This is a genomic window from Bacillus sp. RZ2MS9 (genome assembly GCF_001816185.2).
GTDB lineage: Bacteria > Bacillota > Bacilli > Bacillales > Bacillaceae_G > Bacillus_A > Bacillus_A cereus.
In genome coordinates this window covers 4,995,935-5,018,026 of sequence record NZ_CP049978.1, presented here as the reverse complement: position 1 = coordinate 5,018,026, position 22,092 = coordinate 4,995,935, and the positions used below count along the sequence as shown (strand labels likewise).

Below are 22,092 nucleotides of genomic sequence, written 5' to 3'. Positions count from 1 at the left end.
GATAATGGTTATCATTTAGGGAGTCTTTTTAATTTTGGAAAATGGAGGTAAGATATGCTGCGTAAATTTTTCTCGTACTATAAACCGTATAAAGGTTTATTTATACTCGACTTTTCTTGTGCGGTTGTCGCAGGATTATTAGAACTCGGCTTCCCGCTTATCGTAAATCAATTTATTGATAAGTTATTGCCAGGGCAAAACTGGACGCTTATTTTATGGGCTTGTTTCGGTTTACTCGCAGTTTATATGTTAAATGCAGGCTTACAATATGTCGTTACATATTGGGGACATATGCTTGGTGTTAACATTGAAACAGATATGAGGCAGAAATTATTTGATCATATTCAAAAGCTATCATTCAGATTTTTTGATAATAATAAAACAGGTCATTTAATTTCACGCCTTACAAACGATTTAATGGAAATTGGGGAAATTGCTCATCATGGACCGGAAGATTTATTTATCGCCGTAATGACTTTAGTTGGGGCATTCTCATTTATGATGATGATCAACTGGAAGTTAGCGTTATTAACGTTCTTCGTCATTCCATTCCTATTATGGTTAGCACTTTACTTTAATAAAAAAATGACAGGTACATTTAGACGTTTATTCTCAGACGTTGCTGATTTTAATGCATGCATTGAGAACAATGTTGGGGGAATTCGTGTTGTACAAGCATTCGGAAATGAAAAGTTTGAGAAAGAGCAATTTGCTGTCAACAACGCTCGTTTCCGTACAACGAAATTAATGGCGTATAAAATTATGGCGTTAAATTCATCGATTAGTTATATGCTCATGCGTCTCGTAACGCTCTTCGTCTTAATATGCGGTACATGGTTTGTTCTGCAAGGAGAATTAACGTACGGTGGATTTATCGGATTCGTTCTATTAACGAATATTTTCTTCCGCCCAATTGAAAAAATTAACGCGGTAATCGAAAGCTATCCGAAGGGAATCGCCGGTTTTAAAAGATATGTAGAGCTTCTTGAAACAGAGCCTGACATTGTAGACTCTAAAGATGCAATGGAAGTTAAACATGTACATGGTGATATTCAATATAACAACATTACGTTCGGATATGAAAACAAAGAACCGATTTTAAATGACATTAGTTTGAAAATACATGCAGGTGAAACGGTTGCGTTCGTTGGACCATCAGGAGCTGGGAAAACGACGTTATGTAGCCTATTACCACGTTTTTATGAGCAATCATCTGGATCGATTCAAATTGATGGAATTGATACGAAAGATATGACATTATCTTCACTTCGTAAGCAAATTGGAATTGTGCAGCAAGACGTGTTCTTATTTTCAGGAACAATTCGTGAAAATATCGCTTACGGAAATTTAAAGGCATCAGAGGCTGAAATTTGGCAGGCAGTAAAACGTGCGCAGTTAGAAGATTTAATTTACTCACAGCCGGACGGTTTAGATACTGTTATCGGTGAGCGCGGCGTGAAACTTTCAGGTGGACAAAAGCAGCGTCTAGCTATTGCTCGTATGTTCTTAAAAAACCCACCAATTTTAATATTGGATGAAGCAACTTCTGCACTAGATACAGAGACGGAACTTGCGATTCAAAAATCGCTTGCTGAACTATCTGTTGGTCGTACAACATTAGTTATCGCTCACAGACTTGCAACGATTAAAAATGCAGATCGCATCGTCGTTGTAAATAAAGATGGCATTGCAGAACAAGGTTCACATAATGAATTAATTGAGCAAGGTGGAGGATACAGTAGGTTATACGAAGCTCAGTTTAGTTTGTAAATATAATTTGTACTGAATTAGTGCACCATAAGTAGGTAAAAATCTCATATGGGAGGTAATAACAGTAAATAAGAATCTATAAAAAACTATAAAAATTTACAATTACAGGTTTTATATTTTACAGAATTCAACCTATAATATTTTCAGGTGATGAAAAGGGGGAAAAGGATGAAAACAACACGTACTTGTAAAATCAATTCTATTACAAAAGAACAAACGGAAGCTTTAATTACTTTGATCCGTACGTTCGAAAGTGCAAAACGATATAGTTTTAATCGTTTGATTGAGGGCGAAAACGAGAAAGAATTGATAAAAAAACTACAACCTAAATATTTATTAAATAAACGTTTTTGTGAAGATGCGATTTTACAAGCGCAAACGATCCTTTTCTCTCAAAAAGAACTTCTTCCTGTTTACCTAGAAAACAATCAAAAAAAGTTAGAAAAGACGTTACAAAAAATAGATGATTATGAACGCGGCAAAAAAAGAATTAAACAAGTTTCATTAGAAACTTGTTTAATTGGTTTAAGAAAACGAAAACAAAAATTAGAACAAAGAATTGAAACGTATGCAAAACATATTAAAAATAAAACATTACCTCCTATTATTTTTGGTGGGCGGAAAAATTTCTATGAAAGAATGAAAAGCAAGATATCCAATCAAGAATGGAAAGATTTGCGGACACGACAATTATATTCTCGCGGAGATAAAAGCAAAAAAGGGAATTTGAACATGCGCATTACAGTTGATGACTGTGGGCAAGGATGGTTAGAAATTGCAAATCCATTAGGACGAACAAATGGAAAAACAAAGAGCCCCCGAATCAAAGTTCCGATTATGATTCCATATCGTTTTTATCATCAAATTACAAATGTCGTTATGGGAAAGCAAATCGGTGTAAATCCAAAAGGAAAACCGATTATAGAGCATCAAAAATATAGTGTAGAAATCATTCGTAAACAAAATGAATTTTATGTAAATATTACGTTTGATGAAACAGAAATAGGTCGTGTACTAGATTTCAAGGAAACACCACAATCAGATGTAATTGCAGGAATTGATGTAAATCCGGACCGCATTGCAGTTAGTTTATGTACAAAACAAGGTAATTTTAAAGGTTCAAAAATTTTTTATCTACACAATCTGAATACATTTTCAACAAACAAACGCGCAACGATAATTGGACAAATCGTACAACAAATTAAAACATGGTTATTGGAAAACAATGTAGGTGGAATTGTTTTAGAAGATTTAAAGTTTCAACAATCTCATGATACTGATAAATACAGTAATCGTAATTTCCATCAATTTACGTATAAAAAGATGTTGAACAGTTTAATTCGTATGGCTCTTCGTAACGGATTTTCTGTTAAAAGAGTAAACCCCGCTTATACAAGTGTGATCGGAAAATTAAAATACAGTAAAAATTTTGGTATTAGTGTTCATGAAGCAGCCGCATTCACGATCGCAAGACGTGGATTAGAATTGCAAGAACAAGTACCACAAGAAATTATATTATTATTAAAAAACCAAATTACAACAAAACTGCGTATTCTTGTTGCTTCCATGGAAGAAAGTAAAAAGAATACGCAAAAAGTATATAAAAAATGGTTACAAACAATTCAAACGTGGAAAGAATATCATAATTGGAAATTGTGGAGCATTCTTCACAAAACTGTTTATATGAACAATCAACAATTCGTATTTAAAATTTAAATGAGAAGGGGGGTACTGGTTTATTTCTTATAACCTCTTGCATACTACTGACTTGGATGAATGGTAGTATGCAAGGGCAGATCGTTCCTAACAGGAACCTGCCGTCATTCTTTCACAATAGGTGGATGAAAAGGTCACAACCCTTACGGACAGGAAAAAGGTGAGATTCCTTTTCGGTAGTTGGCATTTGACTTGGTTCGCCAACAATTTATAGATTTTTATAAGAATTTTAAACCAGGCTATAAAGTATGATTGTAACAACAACGTCTACAATTCAAGGAAAAGAAATTATTGAGTATATCGATATCGTCAATGGAGAAGCGATTATGGGCGCGAATATCGTTCGTGACCTTTTCGCCTCTGTTCGTGACGTTGTCGGCGGTCGTGCTGGCGCTTATGAAAGTAAATTAAAAGAAGCGCGCGACATCGCAATGGAAGAAATGAAAACTTTCGCAAGACAAAAAAATGCGAATGCAATTGTTGGTATCGACGTGGATTACGAAGTAGTTCGCGAAGGGATGCTAATGGTTGCGGTGAGCGGGACTGCTGTTCGTATATAAAGTAAAAAGCCGTGCTGGTGCACGGCTTTTTATATTCTATGTCGAAGTTTCAATATTTCTTGGGAAATGCGGAAGGTCCCGTCGATATATAGGGAAGACATTAGAGTGCCTCTTTACATTTCCGGATTTCAATTAATAATGTTTCGTATTCTTGTTCGAGAGATTTGATGTCATCGTTTTTGTCAAACTTATTTCTATTTATGATTTTTGAATTCGTTATTATAAATTTGTGCCTTCGCTAGCGCCTCAGCATCATTTTGGATTTCATCTATTCCATTCGCATTCCCAATAACATAACCTTCAAATGAAGAGCCAACAAAATCAAAGATATATTGGAATTGAGCAATAAGCGGTAATGCTTTTACCTTTGGGTTGTCCCCGCCAACGATGACAACATACATTTTTTTGCCTTTCATTTTTTCTTTGAAATGAAGGGATGTATCGCGCAAGCTTTGTGACCAGCGATCAACAAAATTTTTCATATGTCCACTCATTCCGTACCAATATAATGGTGTAGCAAAGATAATCGTGTCGTGTTCTAGCATGCGTTTCGTTAACTGCTCATAGTCATCATTTACGGATTGGAATCCTTCTGCATCATGACGTTGGTCTGTAATAGGATAGACGGTATGATCACGCAAATAAATTTGTTCTGTTTCAATGTCCTCTATCATCATATGTGTTAAAGCTTCTGTATTTCCGTTTTTTCTTGAACTGCCATGTATAACAAACATGTAATCATCCCTTTTCTTTTGCATGTTTTAGGAGTGAAACGTGTTTTTGCAAATTCGTTTGGATGTTGGAAAGCAATGAGATTTGCTTTGTTACTTCATTGAGTTTATCTTCGTAAAGCGTAAGGATACTGCTGCACGGATTGTCGTACAGGTGCGGTTCAATTTCAAGGCAGCGCAGCATCCTTGCCGTCTCTTCTAAATTTAAGCCAATTTGTAAGTACATTTGAATAAGCTCCACTTTTTCGATGGCACTTTCATCAAAATCACGGTAACCATTTGCAAGGCGCTTAGAAGGGAGTAAGCCCTTTTCTTCGTAATGTCTTAGTGATCTTTCACTAACGCCAGTTTCTTTTGATAATTCTCCAATTCGCAATGTATTTCACTCCTTTTACATGTATTGTAAACCTTCACACTAATGTGAAGGTCAATGCTGTTTTTTCGCAAAGGAATCTACATGATTTAAAAACACTTGAATAGCTTTAGACGGAATAAAATATTTGCCGCGCACGATGGAGAATGGACGGATGAGTTGTTCATTTGGAACTTCGACGTGGAATAGTTCTTTTGCTAGTAGCTCTTTCCGTACAGTCCAATCAGAAAGGATAGCGATGCCAAGCCCGGCACTAACAGCTTCCTTTACGCTTTGGATACTACTGAATGTAAAGAATCGTTTCATTTTTAAATGGTGTTGATGAATAAAGCGGTCACTATAAGCGCGTGTACCAGAACCACTTTCTCTTAATACCCATACTTGATCTTGGAGTGTACTTTCATTTATTTCATTTGTGCGGAGTAATGGATGATTTGGCGGGACGACGAGCTTCATTTCATCTTGCATAAATGTTTCAACATCTACGTCGGCGTATACGACTTGTCCTTCCACTAGGCCGATATCAATTTGATTAGAGCGAAGGCTTTGCAAAACGTCTTCTGTATTTGAGATGAAAGTATGAACTTCGACGTGTGGATTTTCATTCGCATAGTTAGCCAGTATTTTTGGAAGTAAGTATTCGCCAATTGTAAAACTAGCACCAATGCGCAGTGTTCCTGTTACAACGTTATGTAGTTCATTAATTTCTTGTTTAGCATCTTCGTAAAGAGAGAGCATTTGCTTTGCATGTATATATAATATGTTTCCAGCTTCAGTAACTTGGACGTGCTTCGGGGAGCGTTGAATAAGTATAGTGCCAAATTCGTTTTCTAAGTTGCGTATATGCATACTTACTCCAGGCTGTGAAAGGTTTAATAATTCTGCTGCACGGGAGAAGTGTTTCTGTTCAACGACAGTAACAAAAATTTTTAAAATGTCTACGTTCATATAATGGGCTCCTTTCTTTTTCTATTATCTTATCATAAGTATTTCTAATGATAGAGATTTGGTATTGGTATTAAACTTATTATAGAAACTCTCTTATAATGTAAGTAGAAAGAACATGCATGTTCCAATACGATTATTGGAGTGGTTCAAAATGGAACAAACACTTGTTATACAAAAGAAGAAGCGTTTTGGATTTTCGCAAGGAATTGGGATTACATTATTAATCGCAATTGCCGCGAAATATTTAGCAGAGCTTCCATTTTTAAATATTATGGGACAATTAGTAATTGCTATTCTAATTGGGATGGTTTGGCGTGCGGCAATTGGAGTCCCTCAAGATGCGATTGCAGGGACGAACTTTGCGAGTAAGAAGTTGCTGCGCTTTGGAATCATCTTACTTGGAATGCGATTAAATCTTGTTGATATTGCGAAGGCAGGGCCGAAAGTATTGGTCATCGCAGCGGTTGTTATTACATTTACGATTTTCGTTGTATATGGACTAACGAAAGTATTTAAGGTAGAAAAGAAACTTGGGATTTTAACAGCATGTGGTACAGCAATTTGCGGGGCGGCAGCGGTCGTGGCAATTGCGCCGCAAGTGAAAGCAAAAGATGATGAAACGGCAGTTGGGGCTGCAATTATTGCTATTTTAGGTACGATATTTACGCTTATTTATACGTTATTATATCCAGTGCTTGGCCTATCTCCATATGGTTACGGTGTATTCTCAGGGGCCACGCTGCATGAAATTGCTCATGTTATCGCAGCCGCGGCGCCAGGAGGAAGTACGGCTATAGACATCGCAGTTATCGTGAAGCTAACGCGCGTTGCAATGCTCGTACCAGTAGCAATTTTAATTGGATTATGGTTTGGAAAGAGTGAAGGAAGCAAGGAAAAAAGATCGTGGCGCGACCTTCCAATTCCATGGTTCATTTTCGGATTTTTAGCGATGAGTGCCGTGCATTCGCTCGGGATTATTCCAGAAGTTGTTGCGGGATACATTGTTGTCATTGCTTATATGCTAATCGCAATGGCGATGGCAGGACTTGGTTTAAATGTAGAGTTTAAAACGTTCCGTAAGTTAGGAAGCAAAGCGTTCGTGGCGGGGCTGATTGGCTCGGTTTGCTTATCGGTTCTTGGATACGTTCTTGTATATGCGCTAGGATTTATGTAGTAGAGGAGAAAGCTGTTCCCGAAGGTATTTGGGGACAGCTTTTTCTTATGATTATAGTAGCGCTACGGATGTCGATATATTTGAAAAATCGCCGATATAAATGGAGTTGCGCTGATATATTTGGGAAATCGCCGATATAATTTAAGTTGCGCTGATATAAATTGAATTACTCTTGTACTTTATTAGAGTAGGTGTTCAGTGAAACGTTTTTCTAAAATTTGTAAAGATATCTTTACTTATAACTGGAAAATATTTATAATTTAAGTAAAGATATCTTTACTTTTGAAGGTGGAGCCTATGGGTGTGAAAAATAAAATAAAAGAGTTAAGAAAGCAAAATCATATAACGCAAGTTGAAATGGCAAAGGCGATGCAAGTGACGCGGCAGACGATAGTGGCGATTGAAAACCATCATTACAATCCGAGTCTAGAGTTATCTTTAAAAATCGCCAAGTATTTTGGAGTGAAGGTGGAGGAAATCTTTACGCTGGAGTAAGGGGAGAGAAAATGAACGATAAGTTTGAGAGATTTCAATTAGAGTAAACGTTTAAATATATAAGGATTGGTTTTGATTTATTAATTAGTATCGCATCAACGAGCGTGTTAGCAACAAGGAATAATAGATAGAAAAAGGGGAACTGGGATGGGATTACCGGTGTTATGTGTCGCTACAGCTATATTTTCGCTTCTTTGGGGAATGCAAAACTTTTCTCGTAATCCAGTGCCGAGCATTTGTATTATGATTGGTACTGTAGGTTTATCGTATTATTTATTATTATTAGCCCATTATCATAAAACGGCAACGAGTGTTGTTGTTGGAGCACTTATTTTATTTTGTGGGCGCGCCATACAAAAGGGGTTATTTCCATAAAAGCTGTTTATACACTTTGTATAAACAGCTTTTTGTATTTTTTTTACAAAACGCTTGAAAGTTACGTAACGTCATCTTTTATAATGAGAGGGAAGAGGTGATGGTAGTGATTTCAATACAAGAATTGACGAAAGAAACAGGGGTTACAGTACGTACACTACGTTATTATGATCAAATAGATTTATTAAAGCCGAGCGGAAAAACAGAGGGTGGACATCGGTTATATAGTGAAAATGACGTTATTCGTTTGCAACAAATTTTATTTTTGAAAGAAATGGGATTTTCATTAAAAGAAGCTGCGAATATGTTAGTAAAAGGTGAGCTGGATTTAAAAAATTCGCTTGAAAAACAACTTCGGTTTGTACAGGAAGAACAAAAGAAATTTAATCGAATGGAGCGTGTTTTACAAGCAGTTGTTTATTCGGTAGATGTAGAGGGAGAACTTGATTGGAAAGTTATGTTTGAACTTATTCAGCTTTCAAAACAGTCTCCTCGTATACGTGAAATATTTCAAAATGAAGTATTTTCAAAGGAAGAACAAAAATTGCTTCAGAATTTGCCAAATATGAGTGAGGAAGATCCGAATGTTTTAGAATGGATAGATTTATTAAAGCAATTACGTACTTTTATGAAAGACGGTAAAGAAGTCGCAAGTGATGAAGTACAAGAGGCAACGAAGAAATTAATGCAGAAATGTTTAGAAATGGCTAATGGTGACGAAGCGTTTTTAGATAAGTTATGGGAAGTTAGAAAATCGAAGGAAGATTCACAGAAAATGAGCATGTATCCAATTGAAGAAGAACTTTTAGCATATATGGATGAGGCTTTTCGTATTTATGATGAAAGGGAGAAGGATAAATGAGTATACTCGCAGAATATCGTTGGTATTTTTTAATTGGGGCAGAAATTGTATTTTGGTTATCAGCTATCGGTTTCTTTTTACTTCGCTACGGATTCCGTTTGAAAAGAGCGAGTTTTATTATGGGGATTGTACTCCTCGTAAATGAAGTATTTATTTTAACTTTAGGGGTAGTGGACTATTATCAAACAGGAAAGTTCTCTAACTTTCAGATTATTACTGTAATCATTTTATTATATGCAGTTTTCTACGGGAAAAAGGATTTAAAGAAGCTTGATATATTTGTACAAAAATCAGTTGCGAAATGGCGTAATGAACCGGCGCCTATTATTGAAGAACAGGTAGAATTAACAGGTATGGCCTATGCAAAGCAGGAAATAAAAAATTGGGTATTACATCTTGTTTTATTCGTTGGTGTGCACATATTCTTTTTCTTCGCGTATGGATTTATTCCATTTGAACAATGGGGTAATTGGTTAGAATCGGGAATCGTTTTAAATAAAGCTGCAAGTCGCGTGAGTCAAGTGTGGGCGATTATATTTTTAGTTGATACAGCGATTTCATTTTCATATGTGATTTTTCCGAAGAAGGAGAAAGGAAAAGAATAGCTACTTTCATAATTGAAAGTAGCTTTTCTGGTATACAAATAATTTTTATAGGAGAGGATGACAATAGGAAAAAGAACCAGTTTTATAAGTCTATTTCTCTTTAGTTTAGTAGCATGTTCACCATCTAGCACTACAATTGATAAGAAGAATGATGTCATTGTAAAGGGAGCAGGAATTCTCAATCTAGATAAATTTGAAAAGTTCGTTTTGAATGTCGAGCAAAGGGAAGTTGATAAAATAAGAATTGTACAGTATACCCTTGAAGGGGACCCGATTTTTCAAACGTTAGAGTATAGTGGGAACGATATATTTTATGTGTCAGATAATAGAAAAGACAAATTTGCTGGGAAGGATAAAGGGTTACATAAAGATAGTTGTAAAGGTATTGTTAAAGAGCAGCGCGAATCAGAAAGTACTTATCGGTTAATAGATTGTATGAATGAAGCTGGGCGCAATGGATATGACTTAGTATATGTACCTAAAAAATAGAATTAGTAGAGGAAGGAAGTATTTACTCCTTCCTTTTTCTATGTGTATATTGTCGAAAACTTTACCGAATATCTGTTCGTTTTTTTAGGTTTTTTATAGGTATTCGTGGTAAAATAATAATACAGATTTTTATGAGGAGGTCGGATTTTCTTGGAACGTCAATTTGAAATTGTCTCAGCGTATTCCCCGCAAGGTGATCAGCCGGTAGCTATAGAGAAGCTTGTAGAGGGAATTAATAGTGGAAAGAAAAAGCAAGTGTTGCTTGGAGCGACAGGAACGGGTAAGACATTTACGATTTCAAATGTCATTAAAGAAGTGCAAAAGCCAACACTTGTTATGGCTCATAATAAAACGTTAGCAGGGCAGTTGTATAGTGAGTTGAAAGACTTTTTCCCGAATAATGCAGTTGAATATTTTGTTAGTTACTACGATTATTATCAGCCAGAAGCGTATGTGCCGCAAACAGATACGTTTATTGAAAAAGATGCGCAGATTAATGATGAAATTGATAAATTGCGTCACTCGGCAACGTCTGCATTATTTGAACGGGACGATGTAATTATCGTTGCGAGTGTTTCGTGTATATATGGCTTAGGTTCTCCAGAAGAATACCGCGAGCTAGTTGTTTCGCTTCGAGTTGGTATGGAAAAAGACCGCAATCAATTGCTTCGTGAACTTGTTGATGTACAGTATGGACGTAATGATATTGATTTCAAGCGTGGTACATTCCGTGTACGCGGAGATGTAGTTGAAATCTTCCCGGCATCACTTGATGAGCATTGTATTCGAATTGAATTTTTCGGTGATGAAATCGATCGTATTCGTGAAGTAAATGCGTTAACAGGTGAAGTATTAGCAGAACGTGATCATGTAGCAATCTTCCCAGCATCTCACTTCGTTACACGTGAAGAGAAAATGAAGGTCGCTATTGAAAATATCGAAAAAGAATTAGAAGAGCGTTTAAAGGAGTTAAATGATAACGGTAAGTTGTTAGAAGCGCAGCGTATAGAGCAACGTACACGTTATGATTTAGAAATGATGCGCGAGATGGGCTTTTGTTCAGGTATTGAAAACTACTCCCGTCATTTAACACTTCGTCCAGCGGGGGCAACGCCGTATACGTTATTAGACTATTTCCCGAAAGATTTCTTAATCGTTATGGATGAGTCGCACGTATCAGTACCGCAAGTAAGAGCGATGTATAACGGTGACCAAGCACGTAAACAAGTGCTTGTGGATCATGGATTCCGTCTGCCATCGGCTTTAGATAATAGGCCGCTTACGTTTGATGAGTTTGAAGAGAAAACGAATCAAGTTATTTATGTTTCGGCAACGCCAGGACCGTACGAGTTAGAGCAGTCACCAGAAGTAATAGAACAAATTATTCGTCCAACAGGACTTTTAGATCCGCCAATTGATATACGACCAATTGAAGGGCAAATTGACGATTTATTAGGAGAGATTCAAGATCGCATTGCAAAAAATGAACGTGTATTAATTACGACTTTAACGAAGAAAATGTCAGAGGATTTAACGGATTACTTAAAAGATGTAGGAATTAAAGTTAACTATCTTCACTCTGAAATTAAAACGTTAGAACGTATTGAAATTATCCGTGATCTTCGCCTCGGTAAATTTGATGTACTTGTCGGCATTAACTTATTGCGAGAAGGATTAGATATTCCGGAAGTATCACTTGTCGCTATTTTAGATGCTGATAAGGAAGGATTTTTGCGTTCAGAACGTTCATTAATTCAAACAATTGGTCGTGCCGCGCGTAATGAAAACGGCCGCGTTATTATGTATGCAGATCGTATAACGAAATCTATGGGGATTGCGATTGAAGAAACGAAGCGTCGTCGTAGTATACAAGAAGCTTACAATGAAGAGCATGGTATTACACCGAAAACGATTCAAAAAGGCGTTCGTGATGTTATCCGTGCAACGACAGCTGCTGAAGAGACAGAAACATACGAAGCAACTCCTTCTAAGAAAATGACGAAAAAAGAGCGCGAAAAGACAATTGCGAAGATGGAAGCAGAGATGAAAGAAGCAGCAAAAGCGTTAGACTTCGAGCGTGCAGCTGAACTAAGAGATTTACTATTAGAATTAAAAGCGGAAGGGTGAAAAAAGTGAGTAAGAGCAAGGATTTTATCGTTGTAAAAGGTGCTAGAGCACATAACTTAAAAAATATTGATGTAACCATTCCGAGAAATCAGCTTGTCGTTGTAACGGGATTGTCTGGTTCGGGGAAATCATCATTAGCATTTGATACGATTTATGCAGAAGGGCAGCGCAGATACGTAGAATCATTATCTGCGTATGCGCGCCAGTTTTTAGGACAAATGGATAAGCCGGATGTGGACACGATTGAAGGATTGTCACCAGCGATTTCAATCGATCAAAAAACGACGAGTCGTAATCCACGTTCAACTGTCGGAACGGTAACGGAGATTTATGATTATTTACGTTTATTATTTGCGCGAATTGGTACGCCAATTTGTCCAAATCATGGCATTGAAATTACATCACAAACAGTGGAACAGATGGTAGACCGTGTTCTTGAATATCCTGAGCGTACGAAATTACAAGTGTTAGCTCCTATCGTGTCTGGGCGTAAAGGTGCACATGTGAAAGTACTTGAAGATATTAAGAAGCAAGGATATGTTCGTGTACGTGTTGATGGTGAAATGCTTGATGTATCTGAAGATATTACGTTAGATAAAAATAAGAAGCATTCCATTGAAGTTGTAATTGACCGTATTGTTGTAAAAGAAGGAATCGCAAGCCGTCTTGCTGATTCACTTGAAAGTGCATTAAAGCTTGGCGGAGGCCGAGTGTTAATTGATGTAATGGGAGAAGAGGAACTTCTATTTAGTGAACATCATGCTTGTCCGCATTGTGGTTTTTCAATCGGAGAATTAGAGCCGCGTATGTTCTCATTCAACAGTCCGTTCGGAGCATGTCCTTCTTGTGATGGACTTGGTTCAAAGCTAGAGGTAGATTTAGAGCTTGTTATCCCGAACTGGGATTTATCATTAAATGAACATGCAATTGCACCTTGGGAACCGACAAGCTCACAATATTACCCGCAACTTTTACAATCTGTATGTAATCATTATGGCGTTGATATGGATGTGCCTGTGAAAAATATACCGAAAGATTTATTTGATAAAGTGTTATACGGAAGCGGTGAAGAGAAGGTTTATTTCCGCTATGTAAATGAATTTGGTCAAGTAAAGGAAAATGAGATTTTATTTGAAGGTGTTATTCCAAATATTGAACGTCGTTATCGTGAAACGAGTTCTGATTATGTTCGTGAGCAAATGGAAAAGTATATGGCAGAGCAAGCTTGTCCGAAGTGTAAAGGTGGACGCTTAAAGCCTGAGAGTTTAGCTGTTTTCGTTGGCAGAAAAACGATTGCTGACGTAACGAAGTATTCAGTTCAAGAAGTACAAGAATTCTTCTCGAATGTAGAGCTAACGGAGAAGCAACAAAAAATAGCTCATTTAATTTTAAGAGAAATTCAGGAGCGCGTTGGGTTCTTAGTGAACGTTGGTTTAGATTATTTAACGTTAAGTCGTGCCGCAGGAACTTTATCAGGTGGTGAGGCGCAGCGTATTCGTTTAGCGACGCAAATTGGTTCTCGTCTAACTGGCGTACTTTATATTCTTGATGAACCTTCAATTGGTTTACACCAGCGTGATAACGATCGTCTTATTCGTACATTGCAAGAAATGCGCGATTTAGGTAATACGTTAATCGTTGTTGAACATGATGAAGATACGATGATGGCTGCTGACTATTTACTTGATATAGGGCCTGGTGCAGGTATTCACGGTGGACAGGTCGTTTCAGCGGGGACGCCGGCTGAAGTTATGCAAGATGAGAATTCATTAACAGGGAAGTATTTAAGCGGTAAAGAGTTTATTCCAGTTCCACTTGAAAGACGTAAAGGTGATGGACGTAAAGTAGAGATTGTCGGCGCAAAAGAGAATAACTTAAAGAATGCGAAAATGTCATTCCCACTCGGTACGTTTGTAGCGGTAACAGGGGTATCTGGTTCTGGTAAAAGTACGATGATTAATGAAGTACTATATAAATCGCTAGCTCAAAAGTTATATAAAGCGAAAGCGAAGCCAGGTACTCATAAAGAGATTAAAGGTCTTGAACATTTAGATAAAGTAATTGATATTGATCAATCACCAATTGGTCGTACACCACGTTCTAATCCAGCGACGTACACAGGTGTATTTGATGATATTCGTGATGTGTTTGCACAAACGAATGAAGCGAAAGTGCGCGGATATCAAAAAGGACGTTTCAGCTTTAACGTAAAAGGTGGCCGTTGTGAAGCGTGCCGTGGTGATGGAATTATTAAAATCGAAATGCATTTCCTACCAGATGTGTATGTTCCGTGTGAAGTTTGTCACGGTAAACGATATAATCGTGAAACGTTAGAAGTGAAATATAAAGATAAGAATATTTCTGAAGTGTTAGGGATGACAATTGAAGATGGAGTAGAGTTCTTCGCTAATATCCCAAAAATTAAGCGTAAACTTCAAACGCTTGTAGACGTTGGGCTTGGTTATATGAAATTAGGTCAACCAGCAACAACATTATCTGGTGGGGAAGCACAGCGTGTGAAATTAGCCTCTGAATTACACCGTCGTTCTACAGGACGTACGTTATACATTTTAGATGAACCAACGACTGGTTTGCATGCGCATGATATTGCACGTCTTCTAGAAGTGCTGCAACGTCTTGTTGAGAGCGGTGAGACGGTACTTGTAATTGAACATAATTTAGATGTGATAAAAACAGCTGATTATATCGTTGACCTTGGACCAGAGGGTGGAGATAAAGGTGGACAAATCGTTGCTTCCGGAACGCCAGAGCAAGTAGTGAAAGAAGAGCGTTCATATACAGGTAAATATTTAAAAGAGATTTTAAATCGTGATAAAGCAAGAATGAAAGAGAAGATAAAAGAAGTAGAGTTATCTCAATAAGTGTATTACGAAAAACCGAGTGGAAATGGCACTCGGTTTTTCGTTCATAGGGGGAGAAAATGGAATTTGTAGATGTTTTAAGAAAGAAAAATATGAAGGTAAGAGAGTTTCAAAATTGGGGTGTATATTTTCGGAAGCGCTGGGAGGATAACTTTGCAAATCATTTAAGTGATGAAGAAAAAGAAGACATTTTTCTTTATGGAGATAAGTATGGATGTGATTATCTATGGCACATATTTAGTTATGAGAAAAAGAAGTGTTTAGAGGGGAAAGAAGCAAAGAACGCGTTTCATAATGAAGTGAAAAAGGAGTGCTACATTTTCTATCAACACTGTGATGAGGTACTGTTAATAAAGGATGCGAGTTTGTTACATATGGATGATATATTGTGTGAGAGGGACGATGCGTATAAAGGTGATATCTATATTGTAGATAAAGAGTTCACTTGGACTTTTGTAAAAACTCATGAACATAGATGGTGCGGCCCTTATTTTACTAAGAAATGTTAGTAGGTATACAAGCATGAAAGATAGAATAAGTTGATATAAGTGTTCGTATCATACTTGCGTTTATTATCTATTAGCGTATGATGAAATATATATGTTTAAAAGGATGTGTGACGAAATGAGATGGATTGTATCACTTCTTGTAAATAGCGTTGTGTTAATCGCTGTATCGGGACTTTTAAAAGGGATTGCACCAGATGCATTTTACGTAGCAAATATACAAACTGCAATTATTGCGAGTATTATATTGGCGGTTTTAAATGTGTTCGTAAAGCCATTTTTAATTTTAATTACGCTACCAATTACTGTTGTAACTTTCGGCTTCTTCTTAATTGTTATTAATGCGATTACGTTAAAAATAGCAGATTCATTATTAGGAGATGCTTTTAATATATCAGGATTTGGTGTAGCGATTGTTGCGGCAATTTGTATTTCAATTTTTAATATGATAATTGAAAAGGCAATTGTTGAGCCTCTATATGAAAAAAAGAGAAAGTGACAAAAAGAAAAACATTTCATTATTCGTATGAAATGTTTTTTTCTATTTATTAGAAACCGTATTTCTTGTTTTCAGAAAAAAATGGTACAATATCCGATAGAATGGAATTTTACATCAAACGAGACTGAACCCGCAGCGGAGTGGAGGTTTATACATATGCCGAAAGTAAGGACAAAAGATTTAATTGAACAATTTCAATTGGAGTTAATCAGTGGTGAAGAAGGTATTCATCGTCCAATTGATACAAGTGATTTATCACGACCTGGAATTGAAATGGCAGGATTTTTTACATACTATCCAGCAGATCGTGTGCAGCTTCTTGGTAAAACGGAGCTTACTTTCTTTGACACGTTAACGTCAGAGCAAAAACAAGAGAGAATGAAAGCGCTTTGTACTGAGGAGACGCCATGTATTATTGTAACTCGTAATCAAGATGTACCAGATGAGTTATTACAAGCATCACGTGAATCAGGTATGCCTTTATTACGTTCTTCTCAAACGACAACGAGATTATCAAGTCGTTTAACAAACTATTTAGAAGGTAAGTTAGCACCAACAACAGCTGTTCATGGTGTGTTAGTAGATATTTACGGCGTTGGTGTTTTAATTACAGGTCAAAGTGGTGTTGGTAAAAGTGAGACAGCTCTTGAGCTTGTAAAGCGTGGTCACCGTCTTGTTGCGGATGATAGTGTAGAAATTCGTCAAGAAGATGAAGATATGTTAGTCGGAAGTTCACCAGATTTAATCGAGCATTTATTAGAAATTCGCGGTCTAGGTATTATTAACGTTATGACGTTATTCGGTGCAGGGGCAGTACGAAATTATAAGCGTATTACACTTGTTATTAATCTTGAAATTTGGGATCAAAAGAAAAATTACGATCGCTTAGGTCTTGATGAAGAGAAGATGAAAATTATTGATACAGAACTTACGAAGATTACACTTCCAGTTCGTCCTGGTCGAAACTTGGCTGTTATTATTGAAGTAGCAGCGATGAACTTCCGTTTGAAACGTATGGGAGTCAATGCAGCACAGCAGTTCTCTGAACGATTAATGAGTGCAATTGAGTTAGGAAATCAGGAGTAAACTTTGGAGAGGGAGGTCATATACATATGCTGTTAGCTTCTGTACCACAGCTTGACCGTGTAGCTATCCAACTTGGGCCGTTTCCTGTGTATTGGTACGGGATTATTATCGGTACAGGTGTGCTATTAGGTCTTTGGCTGGCAACTCGCGAGGGAGAAAGGCTAGGTATTCCAAAAGATACATTTGTTGACCTTGTATTAATTGCAGTACCGATCGCTATTCTTTTTGCGAGAATGTACTATGTTATTTTTGAATGGGAATATTACGCACAAAATCCGAGTCAAATTATTAATATTCGTCAAGGCGGTTTGGCGATTCATGGTGGTTTAATCGGAGCTGTTATTACCGGAATTCTTTTTGCGAAGCGACGCGGGGTTTCCTTCTGGAAGTTGGCTGATATTGCTGCACCAAGTATTTTACTAGGACAAGCAATTGGCCGATGGGGAAACTTTATGAACCAAGAGGCGCATGGTGATGAAGTAACGAGACAGTTTTTAGAAGGTCTTCATTTACCAGATTTCATTATTAATCAAATGTATATTGAGGGTGTGTACTATCATCCGACGTTTTTATATGAATCATTATGGAATTTTGCAGGCGTAATTTTACTACTTGCATTAAGAAAAGTGAATTTACGTCGCGGGGAGTTATTCTTCACATATTTAATTTGGTATTCAGTAGGACGCTTCTTCGTAGAAGGCTTACGTACAGATAGTTTAATGCTAGGACCACTTCGTATTGCACAAGTAATGTCAATTGGACTTGTTGTTATTTCTATTATTTTCATTATTGTGAGACGAAAAATGGGGCAAGCTGATAAAAGATATTTAGAAAATTAGAGACAAGTAGCATCTTATTATAAGATGCTGCTTCTTTCATATTCAGGAAGGCGAAAGGACTAAGGCGATGAGAATAAATACCGTGTTATTTGATTTAGATGGAACTTTAATTAATACAAATGAACTTATTATTTCTTCGTTTTTACATACTTTAAATACATATTATCCAAATCAATATAAGCGTGAAGATGTGTTGCCATTTATCGGTCCATCTTTGCATGATACTTTCAGCAAGATTGATGAAAGTAAGGTTGAAGAGATGATTACTAGCTATCGGAAATTTAACCATGATCATCATGATGAATTAGTAGAAGAATATGAAACTGTATATGAAACAGTTCGAGAGTTGAAGAAGCAAGGTTATAAAGTTGGTATTGTTACAACGAAAGCGAGACAAACCGTTGAGATGGGATTACAGTTGTCAAAGCTTGATGAATTTTTTGATGTTGTCGTGACAATTGATGATGTAGAGCATGTGAAACCACATCCGGAGCCACTTCAAAAAGCGCTTGAATTATTAGATGCAAAACCAGAAGAGGCATTGATGGTTGGGGATAATCATCATGATATTGTCGGTGGTCAAAATGCGGGGACGAAAACAGCTGCGGTTTCATGGACGTTGAAAGGTAGAGCGTATTTAGAGGCTTACAAGCCGGACTTTATGCTAGATAAAATGAGTGATTTGCTACCGATTTTGTCTAACATGAACCGTTCATAAAGGTCCAAGTAAGTTAGTAGAGGAGCGAGCTAAGTGCGACGGACAACGCGCTATCCTGTTTCAGGAGAAAATTCGTTATGGAATGTGTATAAAACAGTGTCTTTTTGGAAGGTAATGAAAAACTTTATTATTATCCAAATTGCGCGTTACACGCCATTTTTATCCGTAAAAAATTGGTTGTACCGCACTTTTTTACGGATGAAAGTAGGAAAGAAAACATCATTTGCGCTTATGGTAATGCCGGATATTATGTTCCCAGAAAAGATAACTGTGGGAGAGAATTCGATTATTGGCTATAACACAACGCTTTTAGCACATGAATATTTAATTCGTGAATATCGACTTGGCGAAATCGTCATTGGAAATGAAGTAATGATTGGAGCGAATGTAACAATATTACCAGGTGTGAACATTGGAGACGGTGCGACTGTCTCAGCTGGCACACTTGTTCATAGAGATGTACCGAGCGGTGCTTTCGTAGGTGGAAATCCAATGCGTATTATTTATACGAAAGAGCAAATGACCGCAAGAGAAGGTTCATGGTGAAAATGTAACATTTCTCCTCTTTTTTTATGAATAAAAAGGAAATAATTGAGTATAATATACTGTTTTGTTTTTTACGGAATCGTTTATACTTATAGATAGAAGAATGTGTGAACGAAGAAAACAAAAAACTGGAGGATATATGGGGAAAAATCAAAGGATATATAAGGAGAACGGACAAGTTATCTCTTTTAATCAATTAGCGGACTTCTTTTATAAAAAAGGGATGAGAGCTTACAAAGGACAAAAATTGCAAGATGCAATTAAATATTTTCGAAGAGCGGCACAAAGTGAGAAGGAGCCGTTTATTTTATGTCAATTAGCATCAGTATTATCTGAGGCTGGTGAATATCAAGAATCGAATCAAATCTTCTTAAAGTTAGTTAGATCTAATCCAGAACTTGAACAGTGCTATTATTTTATTGCAAATAATTATGCATATATGGGGTTATTTCAACAGGCGAAGAAATATGCAGATCGTTATTTAGAAGTTGCAAAAGAGAAGGAATTCGTAGAAGATACATTAGAACTTCTTGAGATTATGGAAGAAGAAGCAATGGGTGCGGAAGAGATTGAAGATGAAGATGATTTAATTGTTATGCAGGAAGAAGCGAATCGCTATATTCGTAATGGACAATTGGAAGAAGCAATTGCTACATTAGAAATTGTTACGAAAGATTATCCGGAATTTTGGTCAGGTCATAATAATTTAGCCATTGCACATTTTCAATCTGGTAATGTAGACAAAGCACTGAAGTTAACAGAAATGATTTTAGAGAAAAATCCTGGTAATATACATGCGCTTTGTAATACGCTTATTTTTCTATATTCAATTGGAGAGCATAAACAAGTAGAGGCATTAGCGGGACAGCTAGTTTCGGTATATCCGATTTCATTTGAACATCGTTTGAAACTGGGAACTACACTCGCAACAATTGGTTATTTCGAGCATGCATATAAGTGGTTCAAACTATTAAAGCGTCAAGGATATGAGGGAGACGTTAGTTTTTATTATTGGTTTGCATATTCTGCGTATATGGTGAAAGACCAGCAACTAGCTGAAAAAATGTGGCAATATGTCGTGGAATTACATCCTGATAAAAAGGGAAAAGAACCGTGGAATGCGCTGAATTTAGCAGATGAAGGGCAAAATGTGTTATTTGAAGAATTACGAAAATCATTTCAGCAAAGTGCGACGCTAGAAGAACAAATGCTAGCTTTATATTTAATGAATGAATTGTCAACGCCGGAGAAGGTTGGATTCTTCTTTGATATAACGCAAGCGAAGAACGGTGTTCCCATCGTATCGCAACTTGCAAAGTACTTCTTTTTACTTAATAGTCATAAGAGTATTCCAGCTGATTTACAGCAATTTGAGCAGTGCGCGAGAATTGCGGATGCATTATACAATTATACGAAAAAAGATGATGAATTAATCGAAGAGTGTTTACACTTTTGGTTTTGTACGTTCATACGTTTATATACATCTGGAGACATATTTACAAATGTGTACGGCTGGTCAGCTGCGATTGAATACATTGTACGCGGCGAACAAGGAAATAAAATGACACAGTCGGAGCTTGGAGATGTATATAATGTATCTGTAGCGACTGTCCGAAAGTATGTGCAAGCTGTTAAGCGTACGCACACATAAGATAAGCAAATCATTGGGAAAAAAATGATGCTAACAGTATAATGAGGGTAACTTAATTGTGTAGGAATGGATAGGAGTGAATAGTGTGTCAGAAGAAAAAATTTATGATGTCGTTATTATTGGTGCAGGACCAGCTGGTATGACAGCTGCAGTATATACATCTCGTGCAAATTTAAGCACATTAATGCTTGAGCGAGGTATTCCAGGTGGCCAAATGGCAAACACGGAAGATGTAGAAAACTACCCAGGTTATGAGTCTATTTTAGGACCAGATTTATCAAATAAAATGTTTGAGCATGCGAAGAAATTTGGTGCTGAATATGCATACGGTGATGTGAAAAAAGTCATCGATGGTAAAGAATACAAAACAATTATTGCTGGTAAAAAAGAATATAAAGCACGTGCAATTATCGTTGCAAGCGGTGCAGAGTATAAAAAAATTGGTGTACCGGGTGAAGCAGAACTTGGCGGCCGCGGTGTATCATATTGTGCAGTATGTGACGGAGCATTCTTTAAAGGAAAAGAGCTTATCGTAATTGGTGGCGGAGATTCTGCTGTTGAAGAGGGTGTGTTCTTAACACGCTTCGCATCAAAAGTAACGATCGTTCACCGTCGTGACACGCTTCGTGCACAGAAAATTTTACAAGACCGTGCTTTCCAAAACGAAAAAGTAGATTTCATTTGGAATCACACTATAAAAGAAATCAACGAAGCAAGTGGTAAAGTAGGAAGTGTAACACTTGTGGACGTAAATAGTGGAGAAGAGAAAGAAGTCAAAACTGACGGCGTATTTGTATACATCGGTATGTTACCTTTATCAAAACCATTTGTTGAACTAGGTATTACAAATGAAAATGGTTACCTTGAAACGAACGAGCGTATGGAAACGAAAATCCCTGGTATTTTCGCAGCTGGTGATGTTCGTGAAAAAATGCTTCGTCAAATTGTAACTGCAACAGGTGACGGTAGTATTGCAGCGCAAAGTGCACAACATTACGTAGAAGAATTATTAGAGGAATTAAAAACTGTATCAGAAAAATAAGGGATAATATACCTTGTGAGAAGAAAGCTACCGACAGGAGCTTTCTTCTTTTTTTGTGTGAAAATGTCAAAGTTTTGTCAAAAAATATAAGGATTATA

22 protein-coding genes and 1 pseudogene are annotated in these 22,092 nt (G+C 36.9%); 19 read left to right on the top strand and 4 right to left on the bottom strand.

What is annotated here, in order from left to right:
- Positions 1-54 precede the first annotated feature (54 nt).
- The 3 genes from BHV55_RS25735 to BHV55_RS25725 all read left to right on the top strand — a co-directional run bounded on the left by BHV55_RS25735 (position 55) and on the right by BHV55_RS25725 (position 4,046).
- Entirely contained in the window at positions 55-1,770 is a 1,716-nt protein-coding gene (locus BHV55_RS25735) for an ABC transporter ATP-binding protein (protein WP_070757697.1), read from the top strand.
- 168 nt (positions 1,771-1,938) lie between these two features.
- Entirely contained in the window at positions 1,939-3,486 is a 1,548-nt protein-coding gene (locus tag BHV55_RS25730; RefSeq protein WP_070757699.1) for an IS200/IS605 family accessory protein TnpB-related protein, read from the top strand.
- Positions 3,487-3,734: 248 nt separating this feature from the next.
- Positions 3,735-4,046: a heavy metal-binding domain-containing protein gene (locus BHV55_RS25725; RefSeq protein WP_000637523.1), complete on the top strand. Its 312-nt coding sequence runs from the start codon at positions 3,735-3,737 to the stop codon at positions 4,044-4,046.
- Positions 4,047-4,146: 100 nt separating this feature from the next.
- Here the strand turns inward: BHV55_RS25725 and BHV55_RS27960 are convergent.
- The 4 genes and pseudogenes from BHV55_RS27960 to BHV55_RS25710 form a co-directional block, all read right to left on the bottom strand.
- Positions 4,147-4,224 (bottom strand): annotated as a pseudogene (locus tag BHV55_RS27960) (macrolide transporter); the annotation flags it as partial.
- A gap of 16 nt (positions 4,225-4,240) precedes the next feature.
- Positions 4,241-4,780: a flavodoxin family protein gene (locus tag BHV55_RS25720; protein WP_070757701.1), complete on the bottom strand. Its 540-nt coding sequence runs from the start codon at positions 4,778-4,780 to the stop codon at positions 4,241-4,243.
- A 4-nt stretch (positions 4,781-4,784) separates the two neighbouring features.
- The gene (locus tag BHV55_RS25715) at positions 4,785-5,153 is read right to left on the bottom strand and encodes a MerR family transcriptional regulator (protein ID WP_001219199.1); all 369 of its coding nucleotides are present in this window, start codon (positions 5,151-5,153) and stop codon (positions 4,785-4,787) included.
- Between the two features lie 51 nt (positions 5,154-5,204).
- Positions 5,205-6,098, bottom strand: a complete 894-nt coding sequence (locus BHV55_RS25710) for a LysR family transcriptional regulator (RefSeq protein WP_070757702.1) — start codon at positions 6,096-6,098, stop codon at positions 5,205-5,207.
- Positions 6,099-6,249: 151 nt separating this feature from the next.
- On the opposite strand from BHV55_RS25710, the gene BHV55_RS25705 reads away from it, so the two are divergent.
- The 16 genes from BHV55_RS25705 (at position 6,250) to trxB (ending at position 21,994) form a co-directional block, all read left to right on the top strand.
- Positions 6,250-7,272, top strand: coding sequence for a YeiH family protein (locus BHV55_RS25705; protein WP_000438437.1), 1,023 nt, complete (start codon positions 6,250-6,252; stop codon positions 7,270-7,272).
- Positions 7,273-7,569: 297 nt separating this feature from the next.
- Positions 7,570-7,767 carry a helix-turn-helix transcriptional regulator gene (locus BHV55_RS25700; RefSeq protein WP_000538364.1) on the top strand — a complete coding sequence of 66 codons (198 nt, stop codon included), beginning with the start codon at positions 7,570-7,572 and terminating at the stop codon, positions 7,765-7,767.
- Positions 7,768-7,914: 147 nt separating this feature from the next.
- Entirely contained in the window at positions 7,915-8,142 is a 228-nt protein-coding gene (locus BHV55_RS25695; RefSeq protein ID WP_000524139.1) for a hypothetical protein, read from the top strand.
- A gap of 100 nt (positions 8,143-8,242) precedes the next feature.
- Positions 8,243-9,004 (top strand): MerR family transcriptional regulator, encoded by a 762-nt coding sequence (locus BHV55_RS25690; protein WP_070757704.1) that lies wholly within the window; start codon positions 8,243-8,245, stop codon positions 9,002-9,004.
- A complete protein-coding gene (locus BHV55_RS25685) occupies positions 9,001-9,609 on the top strand; it encodes a hypothetical protein (protein WP_000025224.1) in 609 nt (202 codons plus the stop codon). The genes BHV55_RS25690 and BHV55_RS25685 overlap by 4 nt, the downstream gene beginning before the upstream one ends.
- Before the next feature lie 57 nt (positions 9,610-9,666).
- A complete protein-coding gene (locus BHV55_RS25680) occupies positions 9,667-10,098 on the top strand; it encodes a DUF4362 domain-containing protein (RefSeq protein WP_000152001.1) in 432 nt (143 codons plus the stop codon).
- Between the two features lie 150 nt (positions 10,099-10,248).
- Positions 10,249-12,225 carry an excinuclease ABC subunit B gene (gene uvrB / locus BHV55_RS25675; protein ID WP_000441060.1) on the top strand — a complete coding sequence of 659 codons (1,977 nt, stop codon included), beginning with the start codon at positions 10,249-10,251 and terminating at the stop codon, positions 12,223-12,225.
- Positions 12,226-12,230: 5 nt separating this feature from the next.
- Positions 12,231-15,107, top strand: a complete 2,877-nt coding sequence (gene uvrA / locus BHV55_RS25670) for an excinuclease ABC subunit UvrA (RefSeq protein WP_070757706.1) — start codon at positions 12,231-12,233, stop codon at positions 15,105-15,107.
- Between the two features lie 59 nt (positions 15,108-15,166).
- Positions 15,167-15,616 carry a DUF4275 family protein gene (locus BHV55_RS25665; protein WP_070757707.1) on the top strand — a complete coding sequence of 150 codons (450 nt, stop codon included), beginning with the start codon at positions 15,167-15,169 and terminating at the stop codon, positions 15,614-15,616.
- A gap of 115 nt (positions 15,617-15,731) precedes the next feature.
- Entirely contained in the window at positions 15,732-16,112 is a 381-nt protein-coding gene (locus BHV55_RS25660; RefSeq protein ID WP_001267308.1) for a phage holin family protein, read from the top strand.
- A gap of 156 nt (positions 16,113-16,268) precedes the next feature.
- Positions 16,269-17,198, top strand: coding sequence for an HPr(Ser) kinase/phosphatase (gene hprK / locus BHV55_RS25655; protein ID WP_001127250.1), 930 nt, complete (start codon positions 16,269-16,271; stop codon positions 17,196-17,198).
- A gap of 26 nt (positions 17,199-17,224) precedes the next feature.
- Positions 17,225-18,037 carry a prolipoprotein diacylglyceryl transferase gene (gene lgt / locus BHV55_RS25650; protein WP_000922848.1) on the top strand — a complete coding sequence of 271 codons (813 nt, stop codon included), beginning with the start codon at positions 17,225-17,227 and terminating at the stop codon, positions 18,035-18,037.
- Positions 18,038-18,104: 67 nt separating this feature from the next.
- Positions 18,105-18,755 carry a pyrophosphatase PpaX gene (gene ppaX / locus BHV55_RS25645; RefSeq protein WP_002097946.1) on the top strand — a complete coding sequence of 217 codons (651 nt, stop codon included), beginning with the start codon at positions 18,105-18,107 and terminating at the stop codon, positions 18,753-18,755.
- 33 nt (positions 18,756-18,788) lie between these two features.
- A complete protein-coding gene (locus BHV55_RS25640) occupies positions 18,789-19,301 on the top strand; it encodes an acyltransferase (protein WP_001255073.1) in 513 nt (170 codons plus the stop codon).
- Between the two features lie 139 nt (positions 19,302-19,440).
- Entirely contained in the window at positions 19,441-20,952 is a 1,512-nt protein-coding gene (locus BHV55_RS25635; RefSeq protein WP_000517720.1) for a tetratricopeptide repeat protein, read from the top strand.
- Between the two features lie 85 nt (positions 20,953-21,037).
- Positions 21,038-21,994, top strand: coding sequence for a thioredoxin-disulfide reductase (trxB, locus tag BHV55_RS25630; RefSeq protein ID WP_070757710.1), 957 nt, complete (start codon positions 21,038-21,040; stop codon positions 21,992-21,994).
- The last annotated feature ends 98 nt before the right edge of the window (positions 21,995-22,092 follow it).

Excerpts from the sequence above, each read along its gene's own strand:
- BHV55_RS25735 (WP_070757697.1), top strand. The coding sequence starts at position 55 with ATGCTGCGTAAATTTTTCTCGTACTATAAACCGTATAAAGGTTTATTT.
- BHV55_RS25730 (WP_070757699.1), top strand. The coding sequence starts at position 1,939 with ATGAAAACAACACGTACTTGTAAAATCAATTCTATTACAAAAGAACAA.
- BHV55_RS25725 (WP_000637523.1), top strand. The coding sequence starts at position 3,735 with ATGATTGTAACAACAACGTCTACAATTCAAGGAAAAGAAATTATTGAG.
- BHV55_RS25720 (WP_070757701.1), bottom strand. The coding sequence starts at position 4,780 with ATGTTTGTTATACATGGCAGTTCAAGAAAAAACGGAAATACAGAAGCT.
- BHV55_RS25710 (WP_070757702.1), bottom strand. The coding sequence starts at position 6,098 with ATGAACGTAGACATTTTAAAAATTTTTGTTACTGTCGTTGAACAGAAA.
- BHV55_RS25705 (WP_000438437.1), top strand. The coding sequence starts at position 6,250 with ATGGAACAAACACTTGTTATACAAAAGAAGAAGCGTTTTGGATTTTCG.
- BHV55_RS25700 (WP_000538364.1), top strand. The coding sequence starts at position 7,570 with ATGGGTGTGAAAAATAAAATAAAAGAGTTAAGAAAGCAAAATCATATA.
- BHV55_RS25695 (WP_000524139.1), top strand. The coding sequence starts at position 7,915 with ATGGGATTACCGGTGTTATGTGTCGCTACAGCTATATTTTCGCTTCTT.
- BHV55_RS25690 (WP_070757704.1), top strand. The coding sequence starts at position 8,243 with ATGGTAGTGATTTCAATACAAGAATTGACGAAAGAAACAGGGGTTACA.
- BHV55_RS25685 (WP_000025224.1), top strand. The coding sequence starts at position 9,001 with ATGAGTATACTCGCAGAATATCGTTGGTATTTTTTAATTGGGGCAGAA.
- BHV55_RS25680 (WP_000152001.1), top strand. The coding sequence starts at position 9,667 with ATGACAATAGGAAAAAGAACCAGTTTTATAAGTCTATTTCTCTTTAGT.
- BHV55_RS25665 (WP_070757707.1), top strand. The coding sequence starts at position 15,167 with ATGGAATTTGTAGATGTTTTAAGAAAGAAAAATATGAAGGTAAGAGAG.
- BHV55_RS25660 (WP_001267308.1), top strand. The coding sequence starts at position 15,732 with ATGAGATGGATTGTATCACTTCTTGTAAATAGCGTTGTGTTAATCGCT.
- hprK (WP_001127250.1), top strand. The coding sequence starts at position 16,269 with ATGCCGAAAGTAAGGACAAAAGATTTAATTGAACAATTTCAATTGGAG.
- lgt (WP_000922848.1), top strand. The coding sequence starts at position 17,225 with ATGCTGTTAGCTTCTGTACCACAGCTTGACCGTGTAGCTATCCAACTT.
- ppaX (WP_002097946.1), top strand. The coding sequence starts at position 18,105 with ATGAGAATAAATACCGTGTTATTTGATTTAGATGGAACTTTAATTAAT.
- BHV55_RS25635 (WP_000517720.1), top strand. The coding sequence starts at position 19,441 with ATGGGGAAAAATCAAAGGATATATAAGGAGAACGGACAAGTTATCTCT.